The organism is Bacillus sp. AFS059628 (genome assembly GCF_002571225.1).
Taxonomy (GTDB): Bacteria; Bacillota; Bacilli; order Bacillales; family Bacillaceae_G; genus Bacillus_A.
The window spans coordinates 1-17,497 of the sequence record NZ_NVEC01000028.1 but is presented as its reverse complement, the minus strand read 5'-3'; the positions used below and the strand labels follow the sequence as shown (position 1 = coordinate 17,497).

Here is a 17,497-nt window from a genome sequence, read left to right as displayed (position 1 = left end):
AACCAAGCAAATTTGCTTGGTTTTTTTACTTTAATTCATTATTTTCATGTGTTCAAATGGATAATAAATTGCCGCTAATTCTCCTAATACATCTGCTTTATCAATAAGTCCTAAACCATTTCTACTATCTCTACTTATTAAGCGATTATCTCCCATAACAAAAATTTTATTTTTAGGAACTGTAATCGGTCCAAAGTCCTCTGTTAAATTCATAAGTTTTTTTTCAGCTTGTTTTCTATTACTATACAAATACGCTTCCTCTATCACTTCATGATTCACATATAATTGATCGTTTCTGACCTCAATGACATCGCCAGGCAAACCAATAACCCTTTTCACATAAAAATTATCCGTCTTTACAACAATAATATCTTCTCTCCCATAACTTTCAAATTGCTTTGCCAACTTATTTACAATCACCTTATCCCCATCTTGTAACGTCGGCTTCATGGACGCTCCTTTTACAGTCGTAGGAAAAAATACGAATATTTTCGCCAAAAACACCAACAAACATGCAATTGCAATTGTTCCAAAGAATTCACGCAAACGTTTTTTCTTTTGCATCATTCCACCATCTCATCATCTTTTTACTTTTATTATAAAGACTTCAGTTGTATAATTTCCATAAAATTCTGAATCGCATAATTCTAATATTAAAAATTTCAAAATAAACTACTCCTAAATTTCTTATTTTATATACCATAATCTATATATTTTTTTACTATGTATGGATAGTAAAACTACCATCTCAAAATTCGGCTGAAGCAAAATAGTAAAAAGATACTCTTCGAATAGCCTATTCACTATTCAAAGAATATCTTTTTATATTCCCACATATACAATACACATTTGAGCCGCTACATATGTAAACCAAATCCAAAGTGGTTCATACTTTAATTTGCGCCCTCCAATATCTGTCACGCCAATAATAAAATCAGAAATCACAAATAGTAAACCACCAAAAGCCGGTATCCACCATATTCCTGTATTCTCATAGTATAAGGCGAATGCAAAGCAAGCCATTCCTCCAACCCACAATCCGTAAATTAGCGCTCCTGTCGTAAACAATTTATCTTGTTTATCATTTCGGATAAAGAAGAACCATCCTATAATGAGAAAGAGTCCGTATACGAGTAAACCAATCCAAAAACCATTCCATGAAATGCCTGTTTGCAAAAATGCTTTTACATAAAAACAATGAGCAAGAGCAAAAGTAATCATCCCTCCAATTAACCTGTGACCAATTGGAATTAAACCTGCCATAAATAAATCTCCTACAGTTGATAACGTCATACCTAGTGCAACCCACGTACTATACTCTACTGACGGATCTTGTAACCATATCCAAATTGCACTTGCTGTTAAAGAAAAACTAAGAATAAGACGCACCGCTAAAGGTAACGGCATGTTATTTCTTGTTTTTTTCGTCTGTCCTATTGCGTACATTGCACCAATTAAAAAAAGAATGATTTGTCCAATTAACACCATATAAAGTAGATTCATAACATGTTCTCCCCAATAAATGCTTTTTGTATCTTTTTTCGTTACACCTAGTCTATTATCCTTTTTCTCTGTAAAAAAAGAAGAACTGTACTGTTCTTCTTTTTTAATCGTCTTCTCTTTCTATGCTACTTGTTTTTCTTGCTCTATTTTTTACTTAGCTGGCGTCCGATTCACGACGATAATTCCCGCGGCTACACATGCTAAACCGAATAGTACAAATGAATGAATTGCTTCTCCTAAAATCATGCTCGATAATAACACACCAAATACAGGTATAAAGAACATATACATTGATACTTTTCCAACTTTGTTGTACTTCATAATTGTATTCCAAATGCAAAATCCTGCTGCGGATAAGAAAGATAAGTAGATAAGCATAAGTATTGCATGTACACTAAATGTAAATGGCATGACTCCAACTTGCAAAGCCCCTATACATAATAGCCCGATAGAACCAAAAATCATTTGGTATGCTGTCATATAGCCAACATCTAATGTTTTACTACCTTCTTTCGCCAATATATTCCCATATGAGTATAACATTGCTGCACTAAGAAGTAATAAGCTACCGATTCCGAAATGGAATGACAAACTGCCATCACTCGGTACATTTACTAAAATGACACCACAAAAACCGATAGATACTCCAATTACTTTTCTCATATTGAGCGCATCGTCTTTATATAAGAAGTGCGCGAGTAAAATTTGAAAGAATGATGATGTCCCTGAAATGATAGCTCCTTCAATACCAGAGCTATAACTCATCCCAATATAAAAACATATATATTGAAGAAATGTTTGAAATAAACCAATTTGTACTAACTGCTTCCCTGTTCCTTTTTTGAAGCTCATATCTTTTCCTAACGCTTTAAAGAAGAATAAAAGCATAACCCCAGATAAAAAGAAACGATAGCCAGCAAATAATATTTGCTCCCCAACTTCTTGTGGCTGAATTCCAAGTTCAGCATAACTTAATTTAATAAAAGGGAATGCACTTCCCCATAAAAAGGTCGCTACTATTGCAGCAATAAATACGCCAATCGGATGGGTAAAAAATTTCTCTGTCTTCACTTGTTGTCTTCCTTTCCGATCTTTTTATGAACAGTATTCATATATACCAAAGGAATTGAGAAAACACAAGTTTTCAGTTTATACGTAAACAAAAACATATCATCCAACGAAAACATATGCTATACTATAGAATAATTACAAAATAATAACTGTTAAAAACAGATTCAACAGAAATGCTGCTATCCATTATGGATGGCAGCTTTCGTCGTTTTATAGGGGTTTCGATTTTGATTATTTTTCTCAATAAGAATTTGGAAGGAGCGAGTAGTAATGAACTCAGAAGTAAAAACATTACAAGTGCAAAAGTCTATTTCTCATCCCTCTTTATGGGATATGTTAAAAAAACATTATGAACTTATATTTGCAATCGCATCTGGTATTTTCATTTTAGCTGGTTGGTTATTTACAAAGAACGATGCAATGAATGTAGGCATTACTTGCTATATCCTTGCTTATATAGTTGGTGGATATGCAAAAGCAAAAGAAGGTATTGAAGATACAATTGAAGAGAAAGAGCTAAATGTCGAAATGCTTATGCTCTTTGCTGCTATAGGTGCCGCACTCATTGGCTACTGGGCAGAAGGCGCGGTTTTAATCTTCATCTTCGCACTAAGCGGTGCGATGGAATCTTATACATTAAGTAAAAGTCAAAAAGAAATTTCAGCACTTCTTGATCTACAACCTGAAGAAGCATTACGTATTTCAAATGGAACTGAAGAACGTGTTCCTGTTGGACGATTACAAATTAACGACATTATTTTAATTAAGCCAGGTGAACGTGTTCCTGCTGACGGTACGATTTATAGCGGTGAAACAAATATCGATGAGGCAGCGATTACTGGTGAACCTATTCCAAATGAAAAAAAACATGGGGATGAAGTATTTGCTGGTACTGTAAATTTACGCGGTGCTATCGAAGTTAAAATTACGAAGCCAAGCGATCAAACATTATTCCAAAAGATTATTCGTCTCGTTCAAAGTGCACAAAGTGAAAAATCACCATCACAACTATTCATTGAAAAGTTTGAAGGAACATATGTAAAAGGTGTACTACTCGTTGTTGCACTTATGATGTTCGTCCCTCATTTCTTACTGGATTGGAGCTGGAATGAAACATTTTATCGCGCTATGATCTTACTTGTAGTCGCATCTCCTTGTGCACTCGTTGCTGCCATTACACCAGCAACATTATCTGCAATTTCTAATGGAGCAAGAAACGGTATTCTCTTTAAAGGTGGCATACATTTAGAACGCCTCGCTTCTGTAAAAGCGATTGCCTTTGATAAAACAGGAACATTAACAGAAGGAAAACCTACCGTAACAGATGTATATGTTCGAGAAAATATGAAAGAAAAAGAAGTACTTTCTATTACAGCAGCAATTGAAAGTCACTCTACACATCCTTTAGCGGAATCTATCGTTAAATATGCACAACATGCACATGACATTACATTACAAAAACCAGAAAATGTTGAAGATGTAACTGGTTTTGGTCTAAAAGGAATACTTGAAAACAAAGCTTATAAAATAGGTAAAGCTGACTTTATCGGTGAAGAAACAAAGACATTTCATAATGGCATTTCTGCCTCACTTGAAAAGGAAGGTAAAACTGTCGTTTATATTAGTGATGAGGAAGGCATTCTTGGGCTCATCGCTTTAAAAGATACACTTCGCCAAGAAACAATAGCTGCTATTCGTGAATTACAAAGCATCGGTGTCGAGGCAATTATGATTACTGGAGATAATGAAGAAACGGCAAAAGCTATTGCCTCTGAAAGTAATATAAAAGAATATTACGCATCATGCTTACCAGAAACAAAAGTTGAAACGATTAAAAAGCTAAAGAAAAAATACGGGACAGTAGCAATGGTCGGAGATGGTATAAATGATGCCCCTGCACTCGCTACCGCTAGCATTGGTGTAGCAATGGGGGAAGGAACAGACGTAGCTTTAGAAACTGCAGACGTTGTACTTATGAAAAACGAATTATCTCGACTTTCTCAAGCGATCCGCTTATCAAAACGAATGAATCGTATTGTAAAGCAAAACGTAATCTTTTCACTAGCTGTAATTGCAATGCTGATTTGTTCAAACTTCATGCAATTTTTAGCTCTTCCATTCGGTGTTATCGGGCATGAAGGAAGTACGATTCTAGTCATTTTAAATGGCTTACGATTATTAAAAGGAAACAAATAAAACGGGCCCCTCATAGAGGACCCGTCTTTTTTAATGGTAGCTATTATGCCCGTTCGCACTACCACTCGTTTTATGCTTTGGATGCGAACTGCTCTTTTGTTTATTGTTATTTTTGTTGTTGTGATTCTTTTTATTATTACTCATGACATATCCCCCCTGTTCCCTATTATTATGGAACAAGAGCTCACTTTTCATTACGGGAATTATTGTCACTCGTCCTATAATGATGGAGTAAACCATTAATTTCACCGCCAAGTAAAATTACCCATCCAGTCAAATAAAACCATAACATTAAAATAATGATACCACCGAGACCACCATATGTATTAGCGTAATTAGCAAACTTATCTACATAATAAGCAAATGAGTACGATACCACAATCCACCCTACAGTAGCAAATAACGCTCCTGAAATGACTTCTCTTCTTTTTAACTTTCGATCTGGTGCAAATGTATATAAGAAACTAAACAAGGCAAATAGTACAAAGAAACTCGCTACTAATCGTGTAATGCTCCATACGAAAGAAAAACTTTCTGATAAACCGAGTGCTTTAAACACCGCTGCTCCAATAACTTGTCCGAATACCGGGACAATTAACGCGAAGACAATCATAAAAATGATAGCTAATGTAAACACAATTGATAACGCTCTTGTTGTAATAAAAGAACGTGTTTCCTTCACGTCATAGGCGCGGTTAAAAGCATTCATAACCGCATTAACACCATTTGAGGCAAACCATAACATGGATAATAAACCAAATGATAATAAACCACCATTTTGCTGATTTACAACTTTATCTACATTTACCTCGATTAAGTTCATTGCATCATCTGGTACATAAACTTCTAATAAACTAAGCACATCCTCTGTTTGAATGGGAATAAATCCAAGAAGCGTAATTAAGAAAACAAGCCCAGGAAAAATCGCAAGCAAGAAGAAATAAGCGAGCTGTGCTGCCAAGCCCGCTACATCATCGCGCATCGTCCGGTCATACAAATCTTTACCAAACGAATAAGTACGATTTCTTCTCACCTTTTCTAAAATTTTTCTCATATATGTTTAAACGCTTTTCTTCTCTTCTTTATCTTGCTTCAACTCAATGTACGCTTCAGTTTTTTTTTCCTCTACATTAGAGTCTTTCATAAATAGTTCACGCGCTTCTTTCATACCGCCATCTTCAGCAACTACTGGCTCTTCTTCTGCTTTCAGTTCATCTACTTTTGGAGATACAGCTTGAATTTCAATCGTTTCTGGCTTCTCTGCTGGTTCAACTTTTTTCTTACTAAAAATTTCTTTCGTTTCTTTTAACGTCTCTACAACAGATGGCGTCAATTTTTTAATTTCTGCAACTTTCGCTTTCACTACATTTAAATCAGCAAGTTCGCGTCCTTTATCTGTAACAGTTTGCACTTTTTCTTTGATCTTTGCATTTTCACCAATTTCAATCATTTTTGTTTTTGCTTTTTCTGCAGTATTTTTTACTTTTTCACGGTTTTCTTTTTTCAACATAGATACAGCTACACCTGCAGCTACACCAATCGCAATGTTTCGAGCAATATTATTTTTCTTTGCCATATTCCTTCACCCTTTCATTTCTTATGTTAGAAAGTATTTCTTTCTAAGCTTCCTCATATTCCTTGTTCATTTCGAATGAAAGCTAATAGCTTTGCACACCCTTCTGTTACAAGGTCATATACTTCTTGGAAATTCCCTGTATAGTAAGGGTCGGGAACGTCTGTCCAGCCACCGTCTGGAACAAAATCGGACAGCCTACCAATATAGCCTCCAGTTTTACCTAAACTTTTTAAATCTGCTATATTCTTGTTGTCCATGGCAATAATATAATCAAACTTTGTTAAGTCTTCTTTTTCTACCTGCCTTGCTTTAATTCCTTCAAAAGTGACTGCATTTTCTTTTAAAATTTTTTGTGTTCCTTTATGTGGCGGATGGCCAACATGCCAATCTCCAGTTCCTGCAGAATCAATGACAATTTTCTCTTCGAGTCCCTCTTTTACGACAAGATCTCGAAAAATCGCTTCTGCCATTGGAGAACGGCAGATGTTCCCAAGACAGACAAACAATACTTGAACCATATTTTTGTTTCTTCCCTTCTTGGTGCATTTCTTAATATATACTTATAGTATAAACAACCAATTATTAAATATAAAGGAAATCCCTACTAATTTAATAGGATTGAAAAGATTCATTAACGAAAATGATAAAAAATGTTAAGATAGCCTTATGTTATTTTAAAGGGGGACACTTCGGTGGATTTATCCGTAAAGTCAGAAGAAAACGTTGAATATATGGTCGAAGCTATTAAAGAAAAATTACGTATGGTTAATGCTGGAGCGATGAGAGCTGCTAGCTTTAATGAAGAGATGTACGAAGACTTACGTGACATTTATGAGCATGTTATGAAACGTGAAACATTCAGTATTAGTGAAATGCAAGCTATTACAGAAGAATTAGGTACATTAATTAAAAAGTAAAAAGCCTCCTTATGAGGCTCTTTTTTATTTCCAACAAATTCATGACAACTCTTCTCTTTCTCTCAACCAACTGTAAAATATTGTACAATAGAAGTAGAACCTCACCTTAGATTTTTTTCTCCATACATACTACTCACAAATAATAGCAACACTACCATTGCTAACTGTTTTTACTGGAGGTGCTTACTTATGAGCAATTGGTACAGTAAGACGAAAGATCAAACATTAATCGACTTAGAAACAAATGAACAACACGGTTTAACAGATGAAATCGTAAATGAACGTTTAAAGCAATATGGTTTTAATGAATTAGCTACAAAACAAAAACGCACTTTATGGCAGCGTATTTTCGCCCAAATTAATGACGTCCTCGTATATGTCCTTATTATTGCTGCCCTTATTTCAGCCTTTGTAGGTGAATGGGCTGATGCAAGCATTATCGCGCTCGTTGTAGTCTTAAACGCTGTTATTGGCGTCGTCCAAGAATCAAAAGCGGAACAAGCTTTAGAGGCATTGAAAAAGATGGCGACACCTAAAGCTATCGTCAAGCGAAATGGTGAACTAAAAGAAATTCCATCTGAGCACGTCGTTCCAGGTGATATCGTTATGCTCGATGCCGGACGATATATCCCATGCGATTTACGCCTAATCGAAACCGCAAATTTAAAAGTTGAAGAATCTGCTCTAACTGGTGAATCTGTCCCTGTTGATAAAGATGCAATCTACCACCCTTCCATGCAAAGTGATGAACAAGTACCACTTGGCGATCAAAAAAATATGGCCTTTATGTCTACTCTTGTAACATACGGAAGAGGCGTCGGTGTTGCTGTTGAAACTGGTATGAAATCACAAATTGGTAAGATTGCAACCCTTTTACATGAAGCAGACGATGATATGACACCACTTCAAAAAAGCTTAGCACAAGTCGGAAAATATTTAGGATTTGTCGCTGTAGCGATTTGTATCGTTATGTTTCTCATCGGCTTTTTCCAAGGTCGGGATACGTTAGAAATGTTTATGACTGCTATTAGTTTAGCCGTTGCAGCTATTCCAGAAGGCTTGCCAGCTATCGTTTCCATCGTTCTTGCAATTGGTGTGCAGCGCATGATTAAACAAAACGTTATTATTCGAAAACTACCAGCTGTTGAAGCTCTCGGCTCTGTCACAATCATTTGTTCAGATAAAACAGGTACGTTAACGCAGAATAAAATGACCGTTACTCACTTTTATAGTGATAACACATATGATCATTTAGAAAATTTAAATGCAAATAATGATGCGCAACGTCTATTGTTAGAAAATATGGTGCTATGTAACGATGCGTCTTACAATAACGAATCACAAACCGGAGACCCGACTGAAATTGCTCTTCTCGTTGCTGGAAGCGCTTTTAACATGCAAAAAGATCATTTAGAAAAGATACATGAGCGCGTTAACGAGATGCCTTTCGATTCAGATCGTAAAATGATGTCAACCGTGCATACATACGATGACAGCTATTATAGCATGACGAAAGGTGCTATCGATAAGCTCTTACCTAGATGTACCCACATATTTAAAAACGGTAAAATAGAGGATCTAACAGAGGCTGATCAAAATCAAATATTAGAAGCTGCTGGGGCAATGTCTCGAGAAGCTTTAAGAGTGCTTTCATTTGCATTTAAACAATACAATTCAAGCAATGTGAATATAGATCATCTCGAAGAAAACCTCATCTTTATTGGTCTTGTCGGTATGATTGATCCACCGCGAACTGAAGTAAAAGATTCCATTACAGAATGTAAAAAAGCCGGTATTCGCACAGTTATGATTACTGGAGACCATAAAGATACCGCCTTTGCGATTGCCAAAGAACTTGGTATTGCTGAAGAATTATCTGAAATTATGATTGGAACTGAATTAGACAACATTTCAGATACAGAACTAGCAAGCAAAATTAATTACTTACATGTATTCGCCAGAGTCTCTCCAGAGCATAAAGTGAAAATTGTAAAGGCATTACGCGCGAAAGGAAATATCGTTTCTATGACTGGTGATGGCGTCAATGACGCTCCATCTTTAAAACAAGCAGATGTTGGCGTAGCGATGGGCATTACAGGAACAGACGTTGCAAAAGGGGCAGCGGATGTCGTGTTAACAGATGATAACTTCTCATCTATCGTGAAAGCTGTTGAGGAAGGTAGAAATATTTATCGTAACATAAAAAAATCAATCCTCTTCCTACTCTCTTGTAACTTCGGAGAAATTATCGCTTTATTTTTAGCCATTTTACTCGGCTGGGCAACACCACTACGCCCTATTCACATTTTGTGGGTAAATTTAATTACGGATACACTGCCTGCATTATCACTTGGGGTTGATCCTGAAGATCCAGATGTGATGAAGGAAAAACCACGGGATGCGAAAGAAAGTTTATTTAGTGGTAGCGTTCCTTTTCTTATTTTCAATGGGGCTGTCATTGGACTGTTAACACTAATAGCCTTTATCGCCGGAGCAAAATTCTATACCGGAGATACAAATTTATTCCCTCTTTTCCCAGAACGAATTGATGAAGATGCTCTATTACACGCTCAAACGATGGCATTTGTCGTTCTTAGTTTTTCTCAGCTCGTTCATTCATTTAACTTGCGTTCAAGAACGAAATCCATTTTTTCAATTGGGGTATTTACAAATAAATATTTAGTCTTCTCTCTTCTTATCGGTATTTTAATGCAAGTTTGTATCATCTCTATCCCACCTCTTGCAAATATATTCGGTGTGCATGCATTAACGATGCGAGATTGGGGATTTGTTCTCTTATTAAGTATCATTCCGCTTGTTGTGAATGAGATTATTAAATTAGTGAAGAGAAACTAAAAGGCAATGAGGACTCTTCCTCATTGCCTTTTCATTTACCCTTGTAATTCTTTTTTAATGTTCTCAGTTAATGTAGCCATACGTTTGCGGCTTTCTTCACGCTCACGTTTATTTTGTTCTTCAATTTGTTGTGTTTCTTGCATACCTCTTGAAATAATGTTCCAAGTTTCCTCAAGCGTTTCCATCTTAATACTAGAAGAACCTGATAATCTCGCCACTTCCACACTTTGCGTTGCGATATTTTGTGCATTTTTCTTAAGTAATTCATTTGTACGGCGATCCAGTTCAGCCATAGAATCTGCAACAAGCTTTTGACGCTTCGCATTTACAGCTTGAATGATACCATTTTTAAAGATAGGAATTGTTGTAATAAATGCTGTATTGATTTTACCGATTAATTTATTGTTACCACGTTGAATCATACGAATTTGTGGTGCTGTAAGTAACGCAACCATACGTGCTTTTTCTAAATCATCAATACGCTGTTCTAAAATTTCAACAGAGTTTTTAAGAGACTCTAATTCAATACCTGCTAATTGGTCATTGTTACGTACACGCTCTTCATACATTGGAACTAGCTCTGTATTTAAACGCTCTAATAACATTTCCCCTGCTACTACATATTTTTCTAAGTCTAAGTAATATTTTAAGTTTTGCTCATATAAACCGTCTAACGTACCAATTGATTTCTTCATTTCATCTTGATACTTCGTAATTTCCACATATACTTTATCAATTTCGCGGCCCATCGTTTGATACTTGCTAAAGATTTGTTCAATCATTTTATCCGCTTTTTTGAACATACGTGAGAAGAAACCACTTTTCTCTTCCGCAAAGTCTTTGCTATCAAATCGGTCCATAATTTTACCAAGTTGTTTTAATAATTCACCCGAATCTTCTATTTTTGATAATGACATTGTATGTAAAATTTGATCAGCAAAACGTGAAATTTCCATAGAAGGTTCTTTTCCAAGTTCAATTAATTCTAATTGATCTTTAATATCTACCGCATTATAAATACGTTGTACATCCGCATCTTGTCTAAGCTGCAAGCGAACATCTTGTGCTGTTTGCTCATTTAATTCTGTTTTCGAATCTAGTACGACTGGGTTATTCATATGGTATTCTCCCTTTCCTTATAAAAATGGACGAAATAGTCCTTTTATTGTTTGTGATAAATTTTTATAGGCTGATGAACCATGAAACTCAAGATCGAAATTAACTTCTTCAAGCCAATGTGAATCAAATGCCTCCGCTTCAATATACGGTTCAATATCGTTTCTTCCTGTTGGATTGAAGTGGAATACATCTACTCCTATTTGATTTAAAAATAGTAATAAAACAGCATCAGAACGAGTCAATTCTCCACTCTTCTCATTATTAAATATAACAATTTTTGGTACATCTTGTGAATAATCAAATTTCTCAAGCTGCTCTAAAATATTCGGTGGTATTTGAGAAAGTTGTGCGAAAACATATAGCGCTACATCTTGTTTCGTCTCTTTTGCAATTGGTTTACACATTTCACTTTCACACGTATGGATGATTGCCTCTGCAATACCATGTTGTAATCCTTCTGGCAATCGTTTATGCGGCCACCAATGACTGTTCATAATTAAATCTGGATGTAATTTCCCCCCGCGGTCTAACGCGTCTCGATAATGATATTGGAAATTTGCTTTTTGTTCTTTCGTAAACGGGAATGTATTAATTAATAAACTGTTATCAAATGATGTAACAGCCTTTAATCGTTGAAAATATTCTTTATCATTTTTTGAAACACCTGATATTTTCGCAAATAAAGAAGGAATATAAATGTGTTTATTTTCAACAAAGAATGTCGGGCGTACGAACGCCTTTTCCTTCGTAATTAAAAAGAGTTCATCGTATGTTGTTTTTAATGTACGAGCTACAGGCGTATAGGAACGGAATTGCCACGGCTTGTACAGCAGTGAATTATCGTGGTGAAGTACTTGCTCAATTTCTTTTGAAGCTTGATACGCTACTGTTGCCACACGCTCGCGACGGCGATCTGGAAATGGTTCAAGAGAAATGCGACCTGGATGAGACACAATAAAAGTTCTTCCTTCTTCATCAACATTCTCAAATCCATCTTTTCCTTCTGGATGATAATAAAGTACATCGCAGCCGAGCATAATAAGAAAGTATAAGAAATATATACGGCTTTCCTGTGCATCACCGTACCAAACGATACGCGGCATTTGTTTCTTATAGTTAATCGTAGAGAACCACTTCGCTACGTAATTTTCGCTTAATTTAATCATGTCAATTAAGAAACGACGGAAGCCTTCTGTCTTTAAAGATTGATTATGTTGTTTCTCATATAATTTCAATACAGAAATAAATGTCGTATGTATATAATGTTGTAAATCAGGATTATCTACTTTCGGCAAAAGTTGTTTCCCAGATAAGTGCGCCACTAGCCTATTTACTGTCAGACCATTTGGTGCTTCTTGATGTAATCCGAACACTTCTTGAATGTGACGAAGTTTTTCTGAATCAATCACTTTGTTTAAATTTTGTTCGTGTAAAACTTCGATTCCTTTCGCTTCACTATAATCAAACAGCTCATTAAAATATTCATCTACATCATTAGGAACGCCAAGGATTCGACATGCTATATAACTAAATTTCATCTCATTCTCTGTCAGCTCATAGTTTGGACGTTTTTCTAAAATTGTTTCAAATTGCTTTAAATCTGATTCATCTTTTAATGCATATGGTTGAAGTGTAAAACGTGAAAACACAACAGTTCACCTCCAAAAACATTTACTTTTTCTAAGTCTTTCTTCTATTATAAACTATTTTTGGTTATAAAAAATGGGCGCTCGTAAAACGAGCAAACCCATTTCAATTATTTATTGTCTTCTTTAGTAGCTGCAACTTCTTCTTTAGCTTGTCCAGAATTCTTCATGTAGTGAAGTATAAATGTTGCTCCAAATGCTACAACTAAAATAATGAAGAACACTGTATGGCTTATTTCAATATGAATAACAGACAATAACATTTTTGCTGCGATAATTAAGATTAAAATATATGCTGTCGTTTCAAGTTCTGGAATACGTTCTAACAACTTTAAGAATACACCAGCGATACCGCGCATCATTAAAATACCGAGCATTCCACCTAATAATAGAATCCAAACTTCGTTTGATACACCAAATGCAGCAAGTACGCTATCTACAGAGAATGCGATATCCATTAATTCAACCATCGCAACTGTTCCCCAGAAGACACCAAACATTCTGAAGAGAATACTGTTTTGGTTCATACCATGAGCTTCCTCTTCTTCTGCATTACCTTTTCGTTTATCAATAAAGTATTTAACTGAAAGCCATGCTAAGTAAAGTGCACCTAACACTTTTACCCATGCTAATTTAATTAAGAACATTCCAATTCCAATTGCGATAAATCGAAATACATAAGCTCCAATAAGTCCATAGAATAATGCTTTTTTACGTTTTTCTTCCGGAAGGTGTTTTACCATTACCGCTAATACAAGTGCGTTATCAGCAGATAACAACCCTTCAAGTACAACAAGTGTACCTATTAATCCCCAAGATACTGGATCCTGCAACACTTTAATCCACATGTCCAAGTCGAAAAACTGAGCATACGTATCAAGGATTCCTTGCAAAATACTCATCTTACCTTTATCCCCTATTCTTTGCTAGATTTATAGAAAGGTCAAAAAAAGGAAACGAATATCGTTTCCTTCCTATGCATCCAAGCCATACGCTCTTACAAGCGCACCTAAACCACCTTGGAATCCGCTTCCTACTGCATTAAACTTCCACTGTCCATTATGACGGTATAATTCACAAAAGACAACTGCTGTTTCGATGGAGAAATCTTCCCCTAAATCAAAACGAAGAACTTCTTCATTCGTTTCTTCATTCGCTAAACGAACGAACGCATTTCCTACTTGTCCAAAGTTTTGACTACGGCCTTCTGCATCATAAATTGTAACTGTAATAGCAATTTTGTGCACATCTGCTGGAACTTTCTTTAAGTCCACAACAAGTTGCTCATCGTCACCTTCCCCTTCACCTGTGCGGTTATCTCCTGTATGTAGAACAGATCCACAAGGAGACTGTAAATTATTATAGAAGATAAAATCAGTTTCCTTTGTACATTTTCCGTTCGCATCTAATAGGAATGCTGATGCATCTAAATCGAAATCTGATCCACCGTCGTAAGATTTAATATCCCAGCCAAGACCAATTACCGCTTTTGTTAAACCAGGACTCGTCTTACCTAAATCAATCTTTTGTCCTTTTTGTAACTGAATAGCCATTTATATTCACCTCTATATTTTAATCTTAAAGAATATATCCATCCGTAAATATATATTTACGGATGGATATATAACTCTATTACTCTACGTCTAAACCAAAGTTATTACATAGAGACGCTAATCCACCTTGGAATCCACTTCCAATTGCATTGAACTTCCAGTCACCTGCATGGCGGTATAGTTCACCTACTACAACAGCTGTTTCAATAGAGAAATCTTCTCCTAAATCGTAACGAATTAACTCTGCATTCTTTTCTTCATCTAAAATACGTACGAAGGAGTTAGAAACTTGTCCAAAGTTTTGGCTACGACCTTCTCCATCGTAAATTGTAATTGTGAAACAAATACGTTCGATATGTGCAGGTACATTTTTCAAATCTACTTTAATCGCTTCGTCATCGCCTTCACCTTCACCAGTTCGATTATCTCCTAGATGCTCTACCGCACCATTCGCACCTTTTGGATTATTATAGAAGACGAAATCCTCTGCACCTGAAACTTTACCGTTAGCACCTACTAAGAAAATACTAACATCTAAATCGAAATCGTTTTGTCCGTCATAACGATTCGTATCCCAACCAAGTCCTACAAGAACTTTTGAAAGACCTGGATTCGTTTTTGTTAAGTCTACCTTTTGTCCTTTTTTCAATGAAATTGATGCCATACACAATTCCTCCTCGGTTTATTTTATTGATAACGTGATACAATCTCACTTAAGTTTTTATCTTGTGTGCCTTCTCCAACAGCTGAAAACTTCCATTCACTTCCGTGGCGATACATTTCACCTGCAATTAGAGTCGTTTTGCCAGCATAATTATCCGATAAATTATAGCGTGCTAATTCTTCACCAGTTTGCGGGTTTTGAATACGAATATATGCATTACGAATCATCCCGAAATCTTGACGACGATTTACACAGTCATAAATATTTACAACGAATACTAAACGATTAATACGGCTCGGAACTTTATGTAATTCTACGAAAATTGTTTCGTCATCACCAGCGCCTTCACCCGTTAAATTATCTCCTGAATGAATCATACTACCACAAGTAGAAAGCTTGTTTCCGAAGTAAACTAAATCGTTTTTGTTTAAAAAACGATCCCCTTCTAACATAACAACAGATGCATCACAATCTACATTTGGTTTACTTCCAAATAATGAAGACAGAAACCCACCTGATTGCCCAATTGGATCCCAGCCTAAGCCAACCTGTAGTTTTGCTACTTTTGGTTGTCCTTTCGTTAAATCGATCTTTTGACCTTTTTCTAAAATAATAGGCATGAAGTTTCTTCCTTTCTACAAAGCATTTTCCAAGGCGGAAAATATTGTATTCTTCCCTTATATTGTAGCATTATTTACCTAGTGATAAAAAGGATAAATTCTCAGTTATATGAAAACATTCATATAATTTACTTATGATGATGTAAGAAGTGGTAAATAGAACCAATCATTCCTGCACAATTACCGTTTTGTGCAAGTTCAATCTCACAATTACTATAAATCTCCTTATCTAAATATTTTTCTACCTCTTCTTTTACTTCTTTTAAGAACTGATTTCCCCTATCAGTGATTCCTCCACCTATAACAATCACTTCTGGATTAAAAATATAAGCAAGGTTACTAATTCTAATCGCTAAATGTTTAAAGAAAACCTCAACTGCTTGCGTAACTTCTCTATCACCTTTATCATACAGTTCGAAAATCTTTTTTCCATTCCAATCGCTTTCACCTTTATATTTTCGCACAAGACGAATTACCCCTGAAATGGAAGCGACCTCTTCAAACGGCTTTCCTTCTATTAACATATTTCCCCATTCACCAGCACTAAACGAATGCCCTCTATATAACTCTCCATCTATAAAAATTGCTCCTCCAATACCAGTTCCAAGAGTAAGCATAATAAAGTTTCTTTTTCGGTTTCCAATACCTTTCCATTTCTCTCCCAAAGCTGCACAATTCACATCATTTTCAATGGACACAGGAACTTGTAATACTTCTTGCAATCTATCAATAATAGGAATAGTCGCGTAGTTCCGAATATGCTCCACTCCTCCCGTTACAACCCCTTTATGAATATTAACAATTCCCGCAGTACTAATACCAATTCCCGAAACCGTATGTTCATTCATCAATTGTTTGGATAGAAGAATAAGTTTTTGAATGATTTGTTCCCCACCCAAATGAATTTCTGTTGAAACTGTTTTATGCTTTAATACCGTCCCTGTTTCTGAAACAATCCCATATTTAATTTGTGTACCACCAATATCAAATGCAATATATTCTTTCATCTGCTGTCACTTCCTCTACTGTAATGAGTGTAAAGTTCCCCCAATCTACTATTATAAAGAATTTACACTAACCCTTTTCTCTCTTCATAAATACACCACCTTTTTCTATATATAGTTTTTTTTGCATAAAACTCTTTTTCCTATGAAATATTACAAAGGGATGTATTTTACATGGAATATTAATTTCTTAGGAGGAAAACAATGACGAAAATCTTCATTTTAGCATCAACACTCTCTTTATCTTTTTTTAGTGGTTTAAATATCGGTAATGCAGCAACGGAAAACTTCTCTCCAGTAACAAACGCAATTGTACAAAATAACGATCATTTAGCAGAAGGTAACTCAAAAGATAATAATAAACCACCAGGAAACAATGGTTCTCAGGACGATAGTGGTTCTGACGGAAGTGGTTCTGGTGGCAATGACTCGAGCGGTAACGGTTCTGGCGGCAATAACTCTGGCGACAACGGCTCTGGTGGCAATAACTCTGGCGACAACGGTTCTGGCGACAACGGTTCTGGTGGTAACGGTTCTGATGGTAACGGTTCTGGTGGCAGCGGTTCTGGCGGCAATGGCTCTGGCGGCAGTGGTTCTGGCGACAATGGCTCTGGTGGCAATGGTTCTGGCGACAATGGCTCTGGTGGCAATGGCTCTGGCGGCAATGGCTCTGGTGGCAATGGTTCTGGCGACAATGGTTCTGGCGACAACGGTTCTGGTGGCAGTGGCTCTGGCGGCAATGGCTCTAGTGACAATGGTTCTGGCGGCAATG

At 36.1% G+C, this 17,497-nt stretch carries 16 protein-coding genes and 1 pseudogene; 4 read left to right on the top strand and 13 right to left on the bottom strand.

The window, feature by feature from the left end:
* Nucleotides 1-30: 30 nt before the first annotated feature.
* The 3 genes from lepB to COL05_RS10635 form a co-directional block, all read right to left on the bottom strand.
* Complete coding sequence (gene lepB / locus COL05_RS10645; protein WP_098668588.1) at nt 31-567, bottom strand: signal peptidase I; 537 nt, start codon at nt 565-567, stop codon at nt 31-33.
* Nucleotides 568-822: 255 nt separating this feature from the next.
* Complete coding sequence (locus COL05_RS10640; protein WP_098668587.1) at nt 823-1,503, bottom strand: lysoplasmalogenase; 681 nt, start codon at nt 1,501-1,503, stop codon at nt 823-825.
* Nucleotides 1,504-1,653: 150 nt separating this feature from the next.
* Nucleotides 1,654-2,574: a DMT family transporter gene (locus tag COL05_RS10635; RefSeq protein WP_098668586.1), complete on the bottom strand. Its 921-nt coding sequence runs from the start codon at nt 2,572-2,574 to the stop codon at nt 1,654-1,656.
* A 270-nt stretch (nt 2,575-2,844) separates the two neighbouring features.
* Between COL05_RS10635 and COL05_RS10630 the strand changes: the two genes are divergently transcribed.
* Nucleotides 2,845-4,770, top strand: coding sequence for a heavy metal translocating P-type ATPase (locus COL05_RS10630; RefSeq protein ID WP_098668585.1), 1,926 nt, complete (start codon nt 2,845-2,847; stop codon nt 4,768-4,770).
* Between the two features lie 184 nt (nt 4,771-4,954).
* Here COL05_RS10630 and COL05_RS10620 read toward each other — a convergent pair whose 3' ends face one another.
* From COL05_RS10620 to COL05_RS10610, 3 genes are read right to left on the bottom strand one after another with little or no spacing between them, the layout of a single operon-like run.
* On the bottom strand, nt 4,955-5,824 hold the full coding sequence (locus tag COL05_RS10620; protein ID WP_098668584.1) for a YihY/virulence factor BrkB family protein: 870 nt from the start codon (nt 5,822-5,824) through the stop codon (nt 4,955-4,957).
* Between the two features lie 6 nt (nt 5,825-5,830).
* Nucleotides 5,831-6,346 carry a DUF4075 domain-containing protein gene (locus COL05_RS10615; protein WP_001085393.1) on the bottom strand — a complete coding sequence of 172 codons (516 nt, stop codon included), beginning with the start codon at nt 6,344-6,346 and terminating at the stop codon, nt 5,831-5,833.
* Between the two features lie 53 nt (nt 6,347-6,399).
* The gene (locus tag COL05_RS10610; protein WP_000250910.1) at nt 6,400-6,864 is read right to left on the bottom strand and encodes a low molecular weight protein-tyrosine-phosphatase; all 465 of its coding nucleotides are present in this window, start codon (nt 6,862-6,864) and stop codon (nt 6,400-6,402) included.
* A 174-nt stretch (nt 6,865-7,038) separates the two neighbouring features.
* Here COL05_RS10610 and COL05_RS10605 point away from each other — a divergent pair, with 174 nt between their 5' ends.
* The gene (locus COL05_RS10605) at nt 7,039-7,263 is read left to right on the top strand and encodes a DUF1128 domain-containing protein (protein ID WP_000366197.1); all 225 of its coding nucleotides are present in this window, start codon (nt 7,039-7,041) and stop codon (nt 7,261-7,263) included.
* A gap of 189 nt (nt 7,264-7,452) precedes the next feature.
* Complete coding sequence (locus COL05_RS10600) at nt 7,453-10,119, top strand: cation-translocating P-type ATPase (RefSeq protein WP_098668583.1); 2,667 nt, start codon at nt 7,453-7,455, stop codon at nt 10,117-10,119.
* 35 nt (nt 10,120-10,154) lie between these two features.
* On the opposite strand, the gene COL05_RS10595 is transcribed toward COL05_RS10600, so the two are convergent.
* From COL05_RS10595 to COL05_RS10565, 7 genes are all read right to left on the bottom strand, one after another.
* Complete coding sequence (locus COL05_RS10595) at nt 10,155-11,237, bottom strand: toxic anion resistance protein (RefSeq protein WP_001064413.1); 1,083 nt, start codon at nt 11,235-11,237, stop codon at nt 10,155-10,157.
* An 18-nt stretch (nt 11,238-11,255) separates the two neighbouring features.
* On the bottom strand, nt 11,256-12,887 hold the full coding sequence (locus tag COL05_RS10590; RefSeq protein WP_098668582.1) for a YceG family protein: 1,632 nt from the start codon (nt 12,885-12,887) through the stop codon (nt 11,256-11,258).
* 107 nt (nt 12,888-12,994) lie between these two features.
* Nucleotides 12,995-13,786 carry a TerC family protein gene (locus COL05_RS10585; RefSeq protein WP_000025694.1) on the bottom strand — a complete coding sequence of 264 codons (792 nt, stop codon included), beginning with the start codon at nt 13,784-13,786 and terminating at the stop codon, nt 12,995-12,997.
* A 72-nt stretch (nt 13,787-13,858) separates the two neighbouring features.
* Nucleotides 13,859-14,437, bottom strand: coding sequence for a TerD family protein (locus COL05_RS10580; protein ID WP_001007533.1), 579 nt, complete (start codon nt 14,435-14,437; stop codon nt 13,859-13,861).
* Nucleotides 14,438-14,516: 79 nt separating this feature from the next.
* The gene (locus tag COL05_RS10575; RefSeq protein WP_000146726.1) at nt 14,517-15,101 is read right to left on the bottom strand and encodes a TerD family protein; all 585 of its coding nucleotides are present in this window, start codon (nt 15,099-15,101) and stop codon (nt 14,517-14,519) included.
* A 23-nt stretch (nt 15,102-15,124) separates the two neighbouring features.
* Nucleotides 15,125-15,721, bottom strand: a complete 597-nt coding sequence (locus COL05_RS10570) for a TerD family protein (RefSeq protein ID WP_001121592.1) — start codon at nt 15,719-15,721, stop codon at nt 15,125-15,127.
* A 128-nt stretch (nt 15,722-15,849) separates the two neighbouring features.
* Nucleotides 15,850-16,728, bottom strand: coding sequence for an ROK family protein (locus COL05_RS10565; RefSeq protein WP_098668580.1), 879 nt, complete (start codon nt 16,726-16,728; stop codon nt 15,850-15,852).
* Between the two features lie 201 nt (nt 16,729-16,929).
* Between COL05_RS10565 and COL05_RS31820 the strand changes: the two are divergent.
* Nucleotides 16,930-17,497 (top strand): annotated as a pseudogene (locus tag COL05_RS31820) (cell wall anchor protein); the annotation flags it as partial.

Bases quoted from the DNA above. Each gene is read 5' to 3' on its own strand.
- lepB (WP_098668588.1), bottom strand. From the start codon at position 567: ATGATGCAAAAGAAAAAACGTTTGCGTGAATTCTTTGGAACAATTGCA.
- COL05_RS10640 (WP_098668587.1), bottom strand. From the start codon at position 1,503: ATGAATCTACTTTATATGGTGTTAATTGGACAAATCATTCTTTTTTTA.
- COL05_RS10630 (WP_098668585.1), top strand. From the start codon at position 2,845: ATGAACTCAGAAGTAAAAACATTACAAGTGCAAAAGTCTATTTCTCAT.
- COL05_RS10620 (WP_098668584.1), bottom strand. From the start codon at position 5,824: ATGAGAAAAATTTTAGAAAAGGTGAGAAGAAATCGTACTTATTCGTTT.
- COL05_RS10615 (WP_001085393.1), bottom strand. From the start codon at position 6,346: ATGGCAAAGAAAAATAATATTGCTCGAAACATTGCGATTGGTGTAGCT.
- COL05_RS10610 (WP_000250910.1), bottom strand. From the start codon at position 6,864: ATGGTTCAAGTATTGTTTGTCTGTCTTGGGAACATCTGCCGTTCTCCA.
- COL05_RS10600 (WP_098668583.1), top strand. From the start codon at position 7,453: ATGAGCAATTGGTACAGTAAGACGAAAGATCAAACATTAATCGACTTA.
- COL05_RS10595 (WP_001064413.1), bottom strand. From the start codon at position 11,237: ATGAATAACCCAGTCGTACTAGATTCGAAAACAGAATTAAATGAGCAA.
- COL05_RS10585 (WP_000025694.1), bottom strand. From the start codon at position 13,786: ATGAGTATTTTGCAAGGAATCCTTGATACGTATGCTCAGTTTTTCGAC.
- COL05_RS10580 (WP_001007533.1), bottom strand. From the start codon at position 14,437: ATGGCTATTCAGTTACAAAAAGGACAAAAGATTGATTTAGGTAAGACG.
- COL05_RS10575 (WP_000146726.1), bottom strand. From the start codon at position 15,101: ATGGCATCAATTTCATTGAAAAAAGGACAAAAGGTAGACTTAACAAAA.
- COL05_RS10570 (WP_001121592.1), bottom strand. From the start codon at position 15,721: ATGCCTATTATTTTAGAAAAAGGTCAAAAGATCGATTTAACGAAAGGA.
- COL05_RS10565 (WP_098668580.1), bottom strand. From the start codon at position 16,728: ATGAAAGAATATATTGCATTTGATATTGGTGGTACACAAATTAAATAT.